Source organism: Chromobacterium sp. Panama (assembly GCF_003052555.1).
Classification (GTDB): domain Bacteria; phylum Pseudomonadota; class Gammaproteobacteria; order Burkholderiales; family Chromobacteriaceae; genus Chromobacterium.
Genome location: NZ_QARX01000001.1, coordinates 1,775,344 through 1,791,654, shown reverse-complemented (window position 1 = coordinate 1,791,654; position 16,311 = coordinate 1,775,344). Strand labels below are relative to the sequence as shown.

The 16,311-nt window shown below is 65.0% G+C and carries 14 protein-coding genes; 9 read left to right on the top strand and 5 right to left on the bottom strand.

Annotation, left to right across the window (positions count from 1 at the left end):
• Nucleotides 1-38 precede the first annotated feature (38 nt).
• From DB032_RS08065 to hrcA, 4 genes are all read right to left on the bottom strand, one after another.
• On the bottom strand, nucleotides 39-377 hold the full coding sequence (locus tag DB032_RS08065; protein WP_107799016.1) for a YbaB/EbfC family nucleoid-associated protein: 339 nt from the start codon (nucleotides 375-377) through the stop codon (nucleotides 39-41).
• Nucleotides 378-384: 7 nt separating this feature from the next.
• Nucleotides 385-2,274, bottom strand: coding sequence for a DNA polymerase III subunit gamma/tau (dnaX, locus tag DB032_RS08060; protein ID WP_107799015.1), 1,890 nt, complete (start codon nucleotides 2,272-2,274; stop codon nucleotides 385-387).
• A gap of 73 nt (nucleotides 2,275-2,347) precedes the next feature.
• Nucleotides 2,348-3,358, bottom strand: a complete 1,011-nt coding sequence (mltB, locus tag DB032_RS08055; protein ID WP_107799014.1) for a lytic murein transglycosylase B — start codon at nucleotides 3,356-3,358, stop codon at nucleotides 2,348-2,350.
• Between the two features lie 130 nt (nucleotides 3,359-3,488).
• Complete coding sequence (gene hrcA / locus DB032_RS08050) at nucleotides 3,489-4,511, bottom strand: heat-inducible transcriptional repressor HrcA (protein ID WP_107799013.1); 1,023 nt, start codon at nucleotides 4,509-4,511, stop codon at nucleotides 3,489-3,491.
• A gap of 310 nt (nucleotides 4,512-4,821) precedes the next feature.
• Between hrcA and recA the strand changes: the two genes are divergently transcribed.
• The 4 genes from recA to alaS all read left to right on the top strand — a co-directional run bounded on the left by recA (nucleotide 4,822) and on the right by alaS (nucleotide 9,509).
• Nucleotides 4,822-5,874 carry a recombinase RecA gene (gene recA, locus DB032_RS08045; RefSeq protein ID WP_043591738.1) on the top strand — a complete coding sequence of 351 codons (1,053 nt, stop codon included), beginning with the start codon at nucleotides 4,822-4,824 and terminating at the stop codon, nucleotides 5,872-5,874.
• Between the two features lie 8 nt (nucleotides 5,875-5,882).
• Complete coding sequence (recX, locus tag DB032_RS08040; protein WP_107799012.1) at nucleotides 5,883-6,338, top strand: recombination regulator RecX; 456 nt, start codon at nucleotides 5,883-5,885, stop codon at nucleotides 6,336-6,338.
• 2 nt (nucleotides 6,339-6,340) lie between these two features.
• Nucleotides 6,341-6,799 carry an SRPBCC domain-containing protein gene (locus tag DB032_RS08035; protein WP_107799011.1) on the top strand — a complete coding sequence of 153 codons (459 nt, stop codon included), beginning with the start codon at nucleotides 6,341-6,343 and terminating at the stop codon, nucleotides 6,797-6,799.
• A 76-nt stretch (nucleotides 6,800-6,875) separates the two neighbouring features.
• A complete protein-coding gene (gene alaS / locus DB032_RS08030; RefSeq protein WP_107799010.1) occupies nucleotides 6,876-9,509 on the top strand; it encodes an alanine--tRNA ligase in 2,634 nt (877 codons plus the stop codon).
• A gap of 408 nt (nucleotides 9,510-9,917) precedes the next feature.
• Here alaS and DB032_RS08025 read toward each other — a convergent pair whose 3' ends face one another.
• The gene (locus DB032_RS08025; protein WP_107799009.1) at nucleotides 9,918-10,688 is read right to left on the bottom strand and encodes a sulfite exporter TauE/SafE family protein; all 771 of its coding nucleotides are present in this window, start codon (nucleotides 10,686-10,688) and stop codon (nucleotides 9,918-9,920) included.
• A 307-nt stretch (nucleotides 10,689-10,995) separates the two neighbouring features.
• Here DB032_RS08025 and DB032_RS08020 point away from each other — a divergent pair, with 307 nt between their 5' ends.
• The 5 genes from DB032_RS08020 (at nucleotide 10,996) to kdpC (ending at nucleotide 16,291) form a co-directional block, all read left to right on the top strand.
• Nucleotides 10,996-11,187, top strand: a complete 192-nt coding sequence (locus DB032_RS08020; RefSeq protein WP_146176613.1) for a hypothetical protein — start codon at nucleotides 10,996-10,998, stop codon at nucleotides 11,185-11,187.
• A 452-nt stretch (nucleotides 11,188-11,639) separates the two neighbouring features.
• Nucleotides 11,640-11,729 carry a K(+)-transporting ATPase subunit F gene (gene kdpF, locus DB032_RS08015; protein WP_019103745.1) on the top strand — a complete coding sequence of 30 codons (90 nt, stop codon included), beginning with the start codon at nucleotides 11,640-11,642 and terminating at the stop codon, nucleotides 11,727-11,729.
• A 2-nt stretch (nucleotides 11,730-11,731) separates the two neighbouring features.
• Complete coding sequence (gene kdpA, locus DB032_RS08010) at nucleotides 11,732-13,555, top strand: potassium-transporting ATPase subunit KdpA (RefSeq protein ID WP_199225848.1); 1,824 nt, start codon at nucleotides 11,732-11,734, stop codon at nucleotides 13,553-13,555.
• 97 nt (nucleotides 13,556-13,652) lie between these two features.
• A complete protein-coding gene (gene kdpB / locus DB032_RS08005) occupies nucleotides 13,653-15,698 on the top strand; it encodes a potassium-transporting ATPase subunit KdpB (protein ID WP_199226008.1) in 2,046 nt (681 codons plus the stop codon).
• Between the two features lie 20 nt (nucleotides 15,699-15,718).
• Nucleotides 15,719-16,291 (top strand): potassium-transporting ATPase subunit KdpC, encoded by a 573-nt coding sequence (gene kdpC, locus DB032_RS08000; RefSeq protein ID WP_107799007.1) that lies wholly within the window; start codon nucleotides 15,719-15,721, stop codon nucleotides 16,289-16,291.
• Nucleotides 16,292-16,311 lie beyond the last annotated feature (20 nt).

The following is a 16,311-nucleotide window of genomic DNA, read 5'->3' as shown; positions in this document are numbered from 1 at the left end:
GCGCGCGCCGAGCCATCCGGATGCCGAAACCGATGCGATCAGAACGGCAGCTTCATGCCGGCCGGCAGGTTCAGGCCGGCGGAGAAACCGGACATCTTTTCCTGAGTGGTGGCTTCCACCTTGCGCACCGCGTCGTTGAACGCGGCGGCGATCAGGTCTTCCAGCATTTCCTTGTCTTCCTTGGCGTCGTCCAGCAGGCTGTCGTCCAGGCTGACGCGCTTGACGTCGTGAGAGCAGGTCATCACCACCTTGACCATGCCGGCGCCGGATTGGCCTTCCACTTCCACCATGGCCAATTCTTCCTGCGCCTTTTTCATATTGTCTTGCATTTGCTGGGCCTGCTTCATCAGGCCGGCGATACCACCTTTGCCAAACATAATCGTTTCACTCCTTCACGGGTTGAATGGTTTCGATGAGCAGCGTCGCGTCGAATTCGCGCACCATTTGCTGCACCACCGGATCGTTTTTCATATTCTCGCGCGCGATGTCCAACTGCTCCTGCCGATGGCGGGCGTCTTTCATCGCCGGCGTCTCCAGGCCCAGCTCTTCCACCGTCACCGCCAATTCCACCGGCCGGCCAAAGCGCTCGCTCAAGGCGAGCTTGAGCTTGTCCTGGTAATCGCGGCTGGTCATGTGGCGGAAGCTCTCCGGCACCGCCAGCGCCAGGCGTTCCTGGTCCCAGTCCTTCAATACCGCATTATGGGCCAGCATGCGCGCCGCGCCCAGCTTGACGCCCAGTTCGGTCACCAGCGCCTGCCAGTCGCCGTCGAAGCGATAGTCGGCCGGCTCCTCCGGCGGCGCCTGCAAATAGGACGGCATCTCCTCGTCCGCCGCCGCGCCCTGATCCCAGGGCACCTCGTCGGGACTGACGTCGCCGTCGTCCGACGCGTCTTCCTCCTCGGGCTCCGGCTCGGGCGGCGGCGCGGCTTGACGGACCGGCACGGCCGGCGCAGGCGGCCTGGCTTCTGGCGCGGCAGGCTCGGGTTCGGGTTCCGCCGCCGGCGCGCTGTCCTGAACCGGCTGCGGCGCGGATTGCCGCGGCGCCGGCGAACTCAGGCCGGCGGCCTGCAAGGCCCGCGCGGCCGGCGAAATGCCTCCCGGCGCGGCCGGGACCGGCTGCGCTTGCGGCGGCTGCGGGCGAGCCGGCGCGCCGGCGGCCGGGCGCGGAGGCGCGGCTTCAGCCCGGGCGTTGGCCGGATGGAAGGCCAGCATGCGCAGCAGGGTCATATTGAAACCGGCGTGCTCGTCCGGCGCCAGCGCCAGGTCTTTGCGGCCGTGGATGGCGATCTGGTAATACAGCTGCACGTCCTGCGGCGCAATGGCGTCCGCCAGCGCCTGCAGCGCGTCGCGCTCCGGCTCGTCCTGGGCAACCGCCTGCGGCACGGTCTGCATCAGCGCCAGCTGCTGCAACAAGACCGCCAGTTCGCTCAAAGCGCCTTCGAAGCTGACCCCGCGCTCGGCCAGGCCGTCGGCCTCGGCCATCAGCTGCGGGCCGTCGCCGGCGGCCAAGGCCTGCAGCAAGGCGAACAGATAGCGGCGGTCCACCGCGCCCAGCATCGCGCGCACGCCGTCTTCCTTCACCTCGCCCAGACCGTAGGCGATGGCCTGGTCCAGCAGCGATTGCGCGTCGCGCATCGAACCGGAGGCGGCGCGGCCCAGCAAGGCCAGCGCCGGCGTCTCGTAGGCGATGCCCTCCACATCCAGCATGTGGGCCAGATGGCCGGCCACTTGCTGCGGCGTCATATTGCGCAAGGAGAACTGCAGACAGCGGCTCAACACCGTGACCGGCACTTTCTGCGGATCGGTGGTGGCCAGAATGAATTTGACGTGGGCCGGCGGCTCCTCCAGCGTCTTCAGCATCGCGTTGAAGGCGCTCTTGGACAGCATGTGCACTTCGTCGATGATGTAGACCTTGAAGCGGCCGGACGTCGGCGCGTACTGGGCGTTTTCCAGCACTTCGCGGATATTGTCGATGCCGGTGTTGGACGCGGCGTCGATCTCCAGCAGATCGACGAAGCGGCCGGTGTCGATCTGACGACAAGCCGAACATTCGCCGCAGGGTTCGGCGGTGGTGCCGGTTTCGCAGTTCAGGCTCTTGGCCAGAATCCGGGCGATGGTGGTCTTGCCCACCCCGCGCGTCCCCGTCAGCAGATAAGCGTGATGCAGACGCTGTTCTTTGAGGGCGTTGGTCAAGGCGCGCACCACGTGCTCCTGGCCGACCAGATCGGCAAAGCGCTTGGGACGCCACTTACGGGCAAGGACTTGATAGCTCATGGGGGCGGATTTTAATGGCAATTGCCGCGCGTGGCGACAGGTTTCGCGCCGCCGCGGCGGGCGGCGCGCGGCGTCACGGCTGGGCCGCGGCCTGGCCCGCCAGATAGCGCTGGCGCAGCTGATCCGCGATTTCCTGCACCGCCTTGGCGTACAGCGTGCTGCGGTTGTAGCGGGTGATCACGAAGAAGTTGTTGAGGCCCAGCCAGTATTCGGTGACGCCCGGCGCCGTTTCCAGCGGCACCAGCACCGCCGGCACGTCGTCGGCCACCGGCGACTGCGGCGTCACGCCCATTTTCTTCAGCTCGCCCACGGTGTAGTGCAGATTGAATTTGTCGGCGATCAGCTGATCGATCTGCGGCCCCGGCTGCACGCTGGCCGGCAGGATCACGTCGTCGCCGTGGCGCCAGCCGTGGCGCTGGAAGTAATTGGCCACGCTGCCGATCGCGTCGTCCGGATCGCTCCAGATGTCGCGGTGGCCGCTGCCGTCGAAATCCACCGCCCATTTGCGAAAGCTGGACGGCATGAACTGCGGCCAGCCCATCGCGCCGGCGTAGGAGCCCTTCAGCGTCAGCGGGTCCTTGCCCTCCTCCTTGGCCAGGAGTAGGAACTCGGTCAGCTCCTTGCGGAAGAATTCCGCGCGGCGCGGATAATCGAAGCCTATGGTGGACAAGGCGTCCACCAGACGGAACGATCCGGTGTTGCGGCCGTAATGGGACTCCACGCCCAGGATGGCGACGATGAGCTCGGGCGCCACGCCGTATTGCTGCTCGGCCCGCGTCAGCGCGGCCGCGTTGGCGCGCCAGAACGCCACGCCGTCGGCAATGGTCTTTTCCCCCACCGTGGAATTGCGGAACTGATACCAGGGGCGCGAGGTGGACGGCTTGTCCAGAATCTTGATGATGTTGGGCTTGAGTTCGACATTGGCGAACACCGCCTCCAGCTCCGGGCGGTTGAACTGGCCGCCGGCCACTTGCTCGTCGATATAGCGCTGCACGTCCGGACGCGCCAGAAAGGCCGCGTCGGCCTGCGCCAGCGGGAAGGAGAACAGAGCCACCAACGGGGCCAGTTTAAGCAAAGATTTCATGGGCTGGTTTCTGAATAAGCGTTTTTGACTTAGCCGCGCTCCTCGAAGAACGCGGCGCGAAAACTATAGCCGCAGACCTCGCGTCAAGCCTTGCGGCGGCCAAAACCGGCGCACGGCCGGCGCACGGGTGTTAGGCCCGGAACGACAAGGCGCTGGACACCAGGCGCGCGGTAATGTCGACGATAGGGATCACCCGCTCGTAAGCCATCCGGGTGGGACCGACCACGCCCAGCGCGCCGACCACCTGGCCGTTGATCCGGTAAGGCGCGGTCACCACCGAGCATTCGTCCAGCGTCATCACGCCAGACTCCTCGCCGATGAAAATGTTCACGCCCTGCGCTTCCCGCCCCTGGTTCAGCAGCTTTAGCAGCTCGGTCTTGCGTTCGAACACGCTGAACAACTGACGCAGCCGCGACAAGTCCTCGGACAGGTCGCTCACCTCCAGCAGCCGGCTACCGCCGGCCACCACCACCGCGGCGCTGCTGGCCGCCATCGAGCTCTGCCCCAGGCGGATCGCCGCCGACATCAATTCGGCGATGTCGCCCTGCAGCTGACGCAACTCGTCCGCCACCCGGCTGGCGATGCGATCCAGCCCCTGGCCGGCGTAATGCTGGTTGATGAAATTGCCGGCCTCTATCAATTCCGACGGCGTGTAATCGCGTTCAGTGGTCAGCAGATGGTTCTGCACGTCCCCGTCCAACGTCACCAAGATCATCAGCACCCGCCGCTCGGACAGGCGCAGGAATTCGATCTGGCGAAAAGCGATGTCGGAGCGCTGCGGCGTGACGATCACGCCGGCGAAATGCGTCAGCTCGGACAGCAAGGAGGACGCGGACTGGGCGATGCGCTGCGGGCTGTCCGGCTGCAGATTCAGTTCCAGCTCGTGCAGCGCCGCCTCTTCCAAAGGCCGGATGGTGAGCAGACGATCGACGAACATGCGGTAGCCGCGCGCGGTGGGCACCCGGCCGGCCGAGGTGTGCGGCGCCGCGATCAGCCCCATCGCCTCCAGCTCCGCCAGCACATTGCGGATGGACGCGGACGACAGCTCGACGCCGGGCAGCATGGACAGGGTTTTGGACCCCACCGGCTGGCCGTCGACGATGTAGCGTTCGATCAGGACCTTGAGCAGGTGTTGCGCGCGTTCGTTCATCATGATGGCTTCATTGTACACAGGGTGGACACTTGTAAAAGTGGTCGCAATCACAACTTTTTCAAGCGAGATCGCGGTTTCCCGTCCCGAAGGACGGTATCGCCGGCAAGCGGCTCTGCCGTTGGCCAAGGCTTTATGAGATAATCGACGGCATCTTTTCGGCTATCGGCGCGGCAAGCGTGAGCGCGACGGGGCAAGCCCGCCGGCGCCGCGCAAACCCCTGTCCGGCATCGGGTTTTCCCCGCCGCCATGGACGCGGCCCGCCGCTGGCCGAGCATTCATTTTGTTTAGCGCCCCCCACACTGGAGACAGCATGGCATCCGAAGACAAGAGCAAAGCGTTGGCCGCGGCCCTTGCCCAAATTGAAAAACAGTTTGGCAAGGGTTCGATCATGCGCATGAGCGACAACCAGATCAACGAAAACCTGCAAGTGGTCTCCACCGGCTCGCTGAGTCTGGACCTGGCGCTGGGCGTCGGCGGCCTGCCGCGCGGCCGCGTGGTGGAAATCTACGGCCCGGAGTCGTCCGGTAAAACCACCCTGTGTCTGCAAGCGGTGGCCGAGATGCAAAAATTGGGCGGCACCTGCGCCTACATCGACGCGGAAAACGCGCTGGACCCGCAATATGCGCAAAAGCTGGGCGTCAAGGTCGACGACCTGCTGATCTCGCAGCCGGACACCGGCGAGCAGGCGCTGGAAATCTGCGACATGCTGGTGCGCTCCAGCGGCGTCGATCTGATCGTGATCGACTCCGTCGCCGCCTTGGTGCCCAAGGCTGAAATCGAAGGCGAGATGGGCGACAGCCACGTGGGCCTGCAAGCCCGCCTGATGAGCCAGGCGCTGCGTAAGCTGACCGGCAACATCAAGCGCACCAACACCCTGGTGATCTTCATCAACCAGATCCGCATGAAGATCGGCGTGATGTTCGGCAACCCGGAAACCACCACCGGCGGCAACGCGCTGAAGTTCTACGCCTCCGTGCGCCTGGACATCCGCCGCACCGGCGGCATCAAGAAGGGCGAGGAAGTGATCGGCAACGACACCCGCGTCAAAGTGGTGAAGAACAAGGTGTCGCCGCCGTTCCGCCAGGCCGATTTCGAAATCCTTTACGGCGAGGGCATCTCCCGTCAGGGCGAGATCATCGAACTGGGCGTCAAGCACGGCTTCATCGACAAATCCGGCGCCTGGTACGCCTACAACGGCCAGAAGATCGGCCAGGGCAAGGACAACACCCGCGAATGGCTGAAGTCCAACCCGGAAATCGCCGCTGAAGTGGAACGCAAGATCCGCGACGCGGTGGGCATCAAAGTGGAAATCACCGAAGGCCAGCCGGACGAAGAGTTCGCCGACGACGCGCTCGACGCCTGATTCCCTGAATGGAAAAAAGCCTGAGGGCGCGAGCCGTCGATCTCCTGTCCCGCCGCGAATACACGCGGCGGGAGCTGGAGCGGCGGCTCGCTCCGTTTGCGGAGAGCCCGGAACAATTGACGGCCTTGCTGGATGATCTGGCCGAACACAGCTGGCAGTCCGATCAGCGTTTCGCCCAGCAGTTCGCCGACAGCAAGGGCCAGCGCTACGGCAGCCGCCGCCTGCAACAGGAAATGCGTCAACGCGGCGTGGACGCCGAACTGATCCGCGACGCCTTGCAAGGCCGCGACGACCTTGCCGCCGCCCAGGCGCAATGGCGGAAGAAGTTCGGCCAGCTGCCGGACACGCCGCAGGAGCGCGCGCGCCAGATCCGCTTCCTGGCCGGACGCGGCTTCCCGATGTCCGTGATTGGCAAGGTGCTCAGCGGCGCCGCCGACGACGACTTTCCCTCCGACGAGGACTGAGCATGCAAACGCGCGGCATCGCCACCCATATCGACATAGACGCCGCGCCGTCCGCGGTCTGGCGCGTGCTGTGCGACTGGGCAGCCTACCCGGAATGGAACCCCTTCATCGTCGGCCTGCACGGCCGCCAGCAGATAGGGTCTCGCCTGGTGGTCAGCATCCATCCGCCCGGCCGGCCGCGGCTGACCTTCCGCCCGCGGCTGGAAGTCTTGCAAACGGCGGAGGAGCTGGTGTGGCTGGGGCGCGCGCTGCTGCCCGGCCTGCTGGACGGCCGCCACAGTTTTCGCCTGGAAGCGCTGGAAAACGGCGGCACCCGCCTGCATCACGGCGAAACTTTCAGCGGCCTCTTGCTGCCGCTGTTCGGCCAGACGCTGCTGGCCGACACGCGCAAGGGTTTCGAATTGATGAACCAGGCGCTCAAGCGCCGCGCCGAAACCCTTGCCAGCGCCGGCGCGGCTTGACACAATCAGCTGTCCGCGCCGCTCTGGGTTCAAGCCCCCAAAGCGGCCCAGAATTCGCAATCTTACGAAATCAAACATGAAAACCTCTGAAATTCGCCAGAAATTCCTGGATTTCTTTGCCGGCAAAAACCATCAGGTGGTGCCCTCCAGCAGCCTGATCCCCGGCAACGACCCCACGCTGATGTTCACCGTCGCCGGCATGGTGCAGTTCAAGGACGTGTTCCTGGGCTTTGAAAAACGCGATTACACCCGCGCCACCACCAGCCAGAAATGTCTGCGCGCCGGCGGCAAGCACAACGACCTGGAAAACGTCGGCTACACCGCGCGCCACCACACCTTCTTCGAAATGCTGGGCAACTTCAGCTTCGGCGATTACTTCAAGCAGGACGCCATCACCTTCGCCTGGGAATTCCTGACCGGCGAGCAATGGCTGAACCTGCCCAAGGACAAGCTGCTGGTCACCGTCTACGCCTCCGACGACGAAGCCTACGACATCTGGCACAAGAGCGTGGGCCTGCCGGCCGACAAGATCATCCGCATCGGCGACAACAAGGGCGCGCCGTACGCCTCCGACAACTTCTGGACCATGGGCGACACCGGCCCCTGCGGCCCCTGCACCGAGATCTTCTACGACCACGGCCCGAGCGTGGCCGGCGGCCCTCCGGGCAGCCCGGACGAAGACGGCGACCGCTTCATGGAAATCTGGAACAACGTGTTCATGCAGTTCAACCGCGACGAGTCCGGCACCCTGCATCCGCTGCCCAAGCCGTCGGTCGACACCGGCATGGGTCTGGAACGCCTGTCCACCGTGCTGCAACACGTCAAGTCCAACTACGAGACCGACGCGCTGGCCTGCCTGGTGCGCGCCGCCGCGCGCGAAACCGGCATGGCCTACAGCCAGGACGTGCCGTCGCTCAAAGTGATCGCCGACCACATCCGCGCCTGTTGTTTCATGGTCGCCGACGGCATCTTGCCGTCCAACGAAGGCCGCGGCTACGTGCTGCGCCGCATCGCCCGCCGCGCCATCCGCCACGGCTACAAGCTGGGCCAGAAAGGCCTGTTCTTCCACAAGATCGTCGCCGACCTGGTGGCCGAGATGGGCGACGCCTATCCGGAACTGCGGGAAAAGCAGGCGCATATCGAAGACGCGCTGCGCGCCGAGGAGATCAAGTTCGCCGAGACGCTGGAAATCGGCATGGGCCTGGTGGACTCCGCGCTGGAAGGCGGCAAGACCAAGCTTGACGGCGACACCATCTTCAAGCTCTACGACACCTTCGGCTTCCCGGTGGACCTGACCGCCGACATCTGCCGCGAACGCGACATCCACGCCGATCTGGAAGGCTTCGAGCGCGCGATGGAAGCGCAGCGGGAGCGCGGCCGCGCCGGCTCCAGCTTCAAGATGACCGGCAAGGTCAGCTACAGCGGTGCCGACACCTGCTTCCACGGCTATGATTCCGCCAGCACCGACGCCAAGGTCCTGGCGCTGTTCAAGGGCACCGAGGCCGTCGCCGCGCTGGAAGCCGGCGAAGAAGGCATCGTGGTGCTGGACGACACCCCCTTCTACGCCGAAGGCGGCGGCCAGGTCGGCGACGTGGGCGAGATTTCGCTGCAAGGCGGCATCGGCGCGCTGTTCGACGTCAACGACACCCAGAAGATCCAGGCCGCGGTGTTCGGCCACAAAGGCAAGCTGGCCCGCGGCCGCCTGGCCGTCGGCGACAGCGTGACCGCCACCATCGATCTGCACGCGCGCGCCGCCAGCGCCCGCAACCACTCCGCCACCCACCTCTTGCACGCGGCGCTGCGCCACGTGCTGGGCGACCATGTCGCGCAGAAGGGCTCGCTGGTGAATCCGGAGCGCACCCGCTTCGACTTCGCCCACGGCGAACCGGTCAGCGCAGAACAGATCGCCGAGCTGGAGCGCGTGGTCAACCGCGTGATCAGCCACAACTTGCCGGTCAAGGCCGAAGTGATGAGCATGGAAGCCGCGCAGAAATCCGGCGCGATGATGCTGTTCGGCGAAAAATACGGCGATGAAGTGCGCGTGCTGACCATGGGCGACTTCTCCGCCGAACTGTGCGGCGGCACCCATGTGCAGCGCACCGGCGACATCGGCCTGTTCAAGATCGTGGCGGAAAGCGGCGTCGCCGCCGGCGTGCGCCGCGTCGAAGCCGTCACCGGCGAAGGCGCCATCGCCCACATCCAGGCTCAGGACGCCCTGCTCAAAGAGGCGGCCGGCGCGCTGAAAGCGCAGACGCTGGACGAAGTGGCCGCCAAGATCGGCAGCTTGCAGGACAACGTCAAGACCCTGGAAAAAGAGCTGGCCAAACTCAAGGGCCAACTGGCCGCCTCCGCCGGCGACAGCCTGGCCGACGGCGCGGCCGACGTCAACGGCGTCAAGGTGCTGGCGGTGGAACTGCCGGGCGCGGACAACAACGCGCTGCGCGAAACCCTGGACAAGCTGAAGGACAAGCTGGGCTCCGCCGCCATCGTGCTGGCCGCCAAGGGCGACGGCAAAGTGGCGCTGGTGGCCGGCGTCACCGCCGACCTCACCTCCAAGCTCAAGGCGGGCGAGCTGGTCAACTTCGTCGCCCAGCAAGTGGGCGGCAAGGGCGGCGGCCGTCCGGACATGGCCCAGGCCGGCGGCACCCAGCCGGAAAACCTGGCGGCGGCCTTGGCCGGCGTACAGGCCTGGGTGGCGGCTAAGCTGTAAGAACGTGTTTGCGATCTCGCGAGCTAAGGCAAGACAAGGAGAAAACGGCTGAGAAAGCGGAATGTACGCGTGGTACATGAGCATTTCGAAAACGTTTTCAACGCCGTATCGCCGACGCGCAGCAGATCGTAAACAGGTTCTAAGCCTCCCAACTCTCGTCAACAGACCGCGCGCTGCGCGGTCTTTTTTTGTCTTCCACGCCGTCGGCCTTGGCTGCCGCCGCTTTCTTGCTCCAGGTCAAGGGCATCAGGATTACGAAATACTAATATTGAGAGGCTTAATGATGGCTTCTCCTTTTGTTGTTTGCATTTCAGCCCTGCTCGCCTCTCCGATCAGGGCGTTTTTTTTGCGCGCGGCCATGAAAAAAGGCGGCCTGAGCCGCCCTGTCCCTTCATGCCGCGCCGCGGCTCACAACACCAGCTTGCCGCCTATCACCGCCAGCATCACCGCCAGCGCCGGCCGCAACCAGCCCTCCGCCAGCCGCCGCGTCAGCTTGCTGCCCAGCCAGATGCCGGGCAGGGAGCCCGCCAGCAGATTGAGCAAGAGCGGAAAATCCACATTGCCGAGCCCGGCGTGTCCCAGACCGGCCACCAGGGTCAAGGGCACCGCGTGGGCGATTTCGGTGCCCACCAGCCGCGAAGTCGGCAAGGCCGGATACAGCAGGAACAAGGCCAGGGTGCCCAGGGCCCCGGCGCCGATGGAACTGAGCGTGACCAAAACGCCCAACACCACGCCGGTGGCCACGGTCAAGCCTATCCGCGGCTCGAACGACGGGCTGGCCGCGCCGGCGCGGCCCAGCCAGCGCAAGAGCAAGGGTTTGCCCAGGATGGCCGCGGCGGTCAGCAGCAAGGCGACGCCCAGCACCAGCTTGAACAGGGTGTCCAACATTTTTTCCGGCAGATGCAGATAGGACAGACCGGCCAGCACCAGCAGGGCCGCCGGCACGCTGCCGGCGGTCAGCCAGCCGGCGATGCGCCAATCGACATGGCCTTGGCGATGATGCACCGTCACTCCGCCCATCTTGGTCAAGGCCGCGTATAAGAGATCCGTGCCCACCGCGGTGGCCGGAGAGATGCCGAACCACAGCAAGATGGGCGTCATCAGCGAACCGCCGCCCACGCCGGTCAGACCAACGATGAAGCCCACCGCCAAACCCGCGATCGCATACCCCCACTCCATAAAACCGCTCCTTGGCCGCGCCATTCGATAGCGGCATGCTACGCCAGTTTCATATAACGATTTATACCGTTTCGAAACAACATTATTCGAAAAGTGATTTACCTCAAAGACTTGCCCCGGACGCCCGCTCCATCATGCTGCGGTAACATCGCGCCGGTAGCGTGGGCGGAGTCCGCTGGAATGCCCAAGTCCGATTTGCTCCTAATCACAAGCAAACAGGGCTTTACAAATCGCGAAAATAGCGTCAATGTCAAAGGGTCAGGGTTTGCCCTGGCCTCACACAAGTACGTGACCGAGAGGTGCAAGGATGATGACTTCCCGTATTCCTCTGAGTGTTCGCAGAAAGCAGGCTAGAGACCAGCACGAGAGTTTTCTCTATGCGGTCGCCAAGCCTCAGTTGAGTGATGCTGAGAGGTCGCGCCAGCAGAAAGTGCGCCAGCGCGCGCACGATCGGGACGATGCCCGATTCCTGGCCGACCGCTGCGACGACCTGTTCTGAACACCTTGCCCACTGGCGGCTTGCCGCCTGTTGACGGTTAGCGGCCCAGCCATACGCCACGCCGCAACCTCCCTGCCTTGAAGCGGACAGCGCGCTTGCCGCCTGTGCCGAGCCGCCCGTTTCGTTTCCCGCCGCCGCGCCCGCGTCCAGCGACGCCGGTCGTCCGCCCGTTGTCCCCTGCGTCTCCGCCTCCGCGCGCATAAAGAAAATTCCTTTTCCCGCCGAAATCCGTCCGAATTTGCGCCAAACGGCGATTTCCCATCGATTTTTACGCGATTTTTATCTCTATCCAACGGCTTTTATCGGGTTTTTGACGCCGGCTTCAGTACCTTTCCATTACTGATTCAAATGGAGATTTTCATGATGGATGTCGTCTATCTGGGACTCGTCCTGTTGTTCGGCGTGCTGGCCTGCGGCTTCGTCGCCGGCTGCCGGAAACTGGGAGAAAAGGAATGAGCGTCTGGTATCTGCTCAGCGCGCTGATCGCGCTGGGCCTGCTTGGCTATCTGATCTACGCACTGCTTAAGCCGGAGAATTTTTAATCATGTTCGCCAATTTCATCGGCTCGGCCGCACCCTTGCAGCTGGGCTTGTTCCTGCTGGTGCTGCTGGCGCTGGCCTGGCCGCTGGGCGCCTATATCGCCCGCGTGATGCAGGGCGACAATGTCGGCCCCCTGCGCCTGTTCGCGCCGCTGGAGCGCGGCTTTTACCGGCTGGCCGGCGTCAAGCCGGACGAAGACATGGGCTGGCGCGGCTACGCCGTCGCCTTGCTGTTGTTCAATGTACTGGGCGCGCTGGCCTTGTATCTGCTGCAACGCTTGCAGGGCTGGCTGCCGTTCAACCCGCAAGGCATGGGCGCTGTGGCGCCGGATTCCGCGTTCAACACCGCGATCTCCTTTGTCACCAACACCAACTGGCAAGGCTATGGCGGCGAATCCACCATGGGCTATCTGGTGCAGATGCTGGGCCTGACGGTGCAGAACTTCCTGTCCGCCGCCACCGGCGCGGCGGTGGTGCTGGCCCTGGTGCGCGGCTTTGTCCGTCACGGCTCGGCCAAGATCGGCAACTTCTGGGTGGACGTCACCCGCTTCACTCTCTACGTGTTGCTGCCGCTGTCCTTCGTGTTCGCGCTGGCCTTCAGCCAGCAAGGCATGATCCAGAACCTGTCCGCCTATAAAAACGCGCAGACGGTGGAAACCACCCATTATCAGCAGGCCAAGACCGATGCTCAGGGCACCGCGGTCCTGGGCGCCGACGGCAAGCCGGTGATGGCGGACGCCAGCACCCAGCAGCAAACGCTGCCCATGGGGCCGGTGGCCTCGCAAGAAGCGATCAAGCTGCTGGGCACCAACGGCGGCGGCTTCTTCAACGCCAACTCGGCGCACCCGTTTGAAAACCCCACTCCGCTGAGCAACTTCCTGCAAAGCCTGGCCATCTTCCTGATCCCGGCAGCGCTGTGCTTCGTGTTCGGCCGCATGGTGGGCGACCAGCGTCAAGGCTGGGCCATCATCGCCGCGATGACGGTGATGTTCGTCTGCGCGGTCGTGACGGCCACCGGCGCAGAGCAGGCCGGCGTGCCGCAGCTGAGCGCAATGGGCGTGGATCAGCAGGCCAGCCATTTGCAGGCCGGCGGCAATATGGAAGGCAAGGAAACCCGCTTCGGCGTCATCGACACCTCGCTGTTCATCGCGGTGACCACCTCCGCCTCCTGCGGCGCGGTCAACGCCATGCACGATTCGCTGACCCCGATCGGCGGCCTGGTGCCCACCTTCCTGATGCAGTTGGGCGAGGTGGTGTTCGGCGGCGTCGGCTCCGGCCTGTACGGCATGCTGATCTTCGCCATCCTGGCGGTGTTCATCGCCGGCCTGATGGTGGGCCGCACCCCGGAATACCTGGGCAAGAAGATAGAAATCCATGAGATGAAGATGACGGCGATCACCATTCTGGTCACCCCGGTTCTGGTGCTGACGCTGACCGCCATCGCGGTGCTGGCCGCCTCCGGCAAGGCCGGCGTCCTCAACCCCGGCGCCCACGGCTTCAGCGAGGTGTTGTACGCCTTCACCTCGGCCGCCAACAACAACGGCAGCGCCTTCGCCGGCCTGTCCGCCAACACGCCCTTCTACAACGTCGCCACCGCGGTGGCCATGTTCTTCGGCCGCTTCTTCATGATCGTGCCCATCCTGGCCATCGCCGGTTCCTTGGCCGCCAAGAAGCGGCTGGCCGTCACCGGCGGCACCCTGCCCACCCATGGCCCGCTGTTCGTGGTGCTGCTGATAGGCACCGTCTTGCTGGTGGGCGCGCTCAACTATGTTCCCGCGCTGGCGCTGGGCCCGGTCGTCGAGCAATTGCAGATGATCAGCGGTCGCTGAACCTTGCGGGAGGACTCATAAAATGAACGATATCAATCATTCCAAACTGCCGGCCGCCCAGCCCGTTCAAGCGGGCCACAGGAGCGCGGCCAAATCCATGCTGGACCCCAGCCTGGTGAAACCGGCCATCGTCGACTCCTTCAAGAAGCTGTCGCCGCGCGCCCAGTGGCGCAACCCGGTGATGTTCGTCGTCTACATCGGCAGCATCCTGACCAGCGCGCTGTGGGTTCAGTCCCTGGCCGGCCAGGGCGAGGCGCCGTCCGGCTTCATCCTGGCGGTGGCGCTGTGGCTGTGGTTCACCGTCTTGTTCGCCAACTTCGCCGAAGCGCTGGCCGAGGGCCGCAGCAAGGCCCAGGCGGCCAGCTTGCGCTCGGCCAAGAAAAACGTGGTGGCCAAGAAGCTGTCCGGCCCCAGCCACGACGCCGGCAAGACCGTGATCGACGGCAGCAGCCTGCGCAAGGGCGACTATGTGCTGGTGGAAGCCGGCGACGTGATCCCGGTGGACGGCGAGGTGATCGAAGGCGTGGCCTCGGTGGACGAGTCCGCGATCACCGGCGAATCCGCGCCGGTGATCCGCGAGGCCGGCGGCGATTTCTCCTCGGTCACCGGCGGCACCCGCGTGCTGTCCGACTGGATCGTGGTGCGGATTTCCGTCAACCCGGGCGAAACCTTCCTCGACCGCATGATCGCCATGGTGGAAGGCGCCAAGCGCCAGAAAACGCCGAACGAGATCGCGCTGACCATCCTGCTGGTGGCGCTGACCATCGTCTTCCTGGTGGTCACCGTCACCCTGCTGCCCTTCTCGCTGTTCAGCGTGGAAGCGGCCAAGGCCGGCTCGCCCATCGGCATCACCACCCTGGTGGCCTTGCTGGTATGCCTGATCCCCACCACCATCGGCGGCCTCTTGTCCGCCATCGGCGTGGCCGGCATGAGCCGGATGATGGGCGCCAATGTGATCGCCACCTCCGGCCGCGCGGTGGAAGCCGCCGGCGACGTGGACGTGCTGCTCTTGGACAAGACCGGCACCATCACCCTGGGCAATCGCCAGGCCTCGGCCTTCATTCCGGCGCCCGGCATCAGCGAACAGGCTTTGGCCGACGCCGCCCAGCTGGCCTCGCTGGCCGACGAAACCCCGGAAGGCCGCAGCATCGTGGTGCTGGCCAAGAAGCAGTTCAATCTGCGCCAGCGCGAGCTGGCCAGCCATGAAGCCGCGTTCATCCCCTTCACCGCGCAAACCCGGATGAGCGGCATAGACTACGATGGCCGCCGGATCCGCAAGGGCGCTATCGACGCCATCCGCCGCCACATCGCCGAACTGGGCGGCCAGTTCCCGGACGCGCTGGCGAAAAGCGCCGATGAAGTGGCCCGCCGCGGCTCCACCCCGCTGTTGGTGGCGGAAGGCAATCGCGCCTTGGGCGTGATCGAACTGAAGGACATCGTCAAGGGCGGCATCAAGGAGCGCTTCGCCGAGCTGCGCCAGATGGGCATCAAGACGGTGATGATCACCGGCGACAACCCGCTGACCGCCGCCGCCATCGCCGCCGAGGCCGGCGTGGACGATTACCTGGCCGAAGCCACGCCGGAAGCCAAGCTCAAGCTGATCCGCAGCCATCAGGCCGAGGGCAAGCTGGTGGCGATGACCGGCGACGGCACCAACGACGCGCCGGCGCTGGCCCAGGCCGACGTGGCGGTGGCAATGAACACCGGCACCCAGGCGGCCAAGGAAGCCGGCAATATGGTGGACTTGGATTCCAACCCCACCAAGCTGATCGAGATCGTGGAAATCGGCAAGCAGATGCTGATGACACGCGGCTCCTTGACCACCTTCTCCATCGCCAACGACGTGGCCAAATACTTCGCCATCATTCCGGCCGCCTTCGCCAGCACCTATCCGCAATTGAACGCGCTGAACGTGATGGGCCTGAACAGCCCGGCCTCGGCCATCATGTCGGCGGTGATCTTCAACGCCGTCATCATCGTGTTCCTGATCCCGCTGGCGCTGAAGGGGGTCAAGTATCAAGCCAAGAGCGCGGCGGAGCTGCTGCGCGGCAACCTGCTGATCTACGGCCTGGGCGGCCTGCTGGTGCCCTTCGCCGGCATCAAGCTGATCGACATGCTGCTGGGCGCGCTGAGCCTGGCATAAGCACTGAAAGGACAAAGCAAATGAAACTGTTACGCCCGCTGCTGGTGGTGTTCGGCGGCCTGACCCTGATCACCGGCCTCGCCTATCCCTTGCTCACCACCGGGGCCGCCCAGGCGCTGTTCCCTTTCCAGGCCAACGGCAGCCTGGTCGAACGCGACGGCAAGATCGTCGGCTCGCGGCTGATAGGCCAGAACTTCACCGGCCCGCAATATTTCTGGGGCCGCCCGTCCGCCACCAGCCCAATGCCGTACAATGCCGGCGGGTCCGGCGGCTCCAACCTGGGCCCCACCAACCCGGCGCAGCTGGACGCGGTGAAGGCCAATGTGGAACGCATCCGCGCCGCCCATCCGGGACAGACCGGCCCGGTGCCGGTGGACCTGGTCACCGCCTCGGCCAGCGGCCTGGACCCTGAAATTTCCGCCGCCGCGGCTTTCTACCAGTTGGAGCGCGTCGCCGCCGCCCGCAAGATGGAGCCGGCCGCGCTGCGCAAGCTGGTGGAGAGCCGGGTGATAGGCGAAACCTTCGGCCTGCTTGGCGAGCCGCGCGTCAATGTGCTGGAATTGAACCTGGCGCTGGACCAGCGGCGCGGCTGATAAGAACGAGCCGCGGAATC

Bases quoted from the DNA above. Each gene is read 5' to 3' on its own strand.
- recA (WP_043591738.1), top strand. From the start codon at position 4,822: ATGGCATCCGAAGACAAGAGCAAAGCGTTGGCCGCGGCCCTTGCCCAA.
- kdpF (WP_019103745.1), top strand. From the start codon at position 11,640: ATGAGCGTCTGGTATCTGCTCAGCGCGCTGATCGCGCTGGGCCTGCTT.
- DB032_RS08065 (WP_107799016.1), bottom strand. From the start codon at position 377: ATGTTTGGCAAAGGTGGTATCGCCGGCCTGATGAAGCAGGCCCAGCAA.
- DB032_RS08025 (WP_107799009.1), bottom strand. From the start codon at position 10,688: ATGGAGTGGGGGTATGCGATCGCGGGTTTGGCGGTGGGCTTCATCGTT.
- recX (WP_107799012.1), top strand. From the start codon at position 5,883: ATGGAAAAAAGCCTGAGGGCGCGAGCCGTCGATCTCCTGTCCCGCCGC.
- hrcA (WP_107799013.1), bottom strand. From the start codon at position 4,511: ATGATGAACGAACGCGCGCAACACCTGCTCAAGGTCCTGATCGAACGC.
- kdpA (WP_199225848.1), top strand. From the start codon at position 11,732: ATGTTCGCCAATTTCATCGGCTCGGCCGCACCCTTGCAGCTGGGCTTG.
- dnaX (WP_107799015.1), bottom strand. From the start codon at position 2,274: ATGAGCTATCAAGTCCTTGCCCGTAAGTGGCGTCCCAAGCGCTTTGCC.
- mltB (WP_107799014.1), bottom strand. From the start codon at position 3,358: ATGAAATCTTTGCTTAAACTGGCCCCGTTGGTGGCTCTGTTCTCCTTC.
- kdpC (WP_107799007.1), top strand. From the start codon at position 15,719: ATGAAACTGTTACGCCCGCTGCTGGTGGTGTTCGGCGGCCTGACCCTG.
- DB032_RS08020 (WP_146176613.1), top strand. From the start codon at position 10,996: ATGATGACTTCCCGTATTCCTCTGAGTGTTCGCAGAAAGCAGGCTAGA.
- DB032_RS08035 (WP_107799011.1), top strand. From the start codon at position 6,341: ATGCAAACGCGCGGCATCGCCACCCATATCGACATAGACGCCGCGCCG.
- alaS (WP_107799010.1), top strand. From the start codon at position 6,876: ATGAAAACCTCTGAAATTCGCCAGAAATTCCTGGATTTCTTTGCCGGC.
- kdpB (WP_199226008.1), top strand. From the start codon at position 13,653: ATGCTGGACCCCAGCCTGGTGAAACCGGCCATCGTCGACTCCTTCAAG.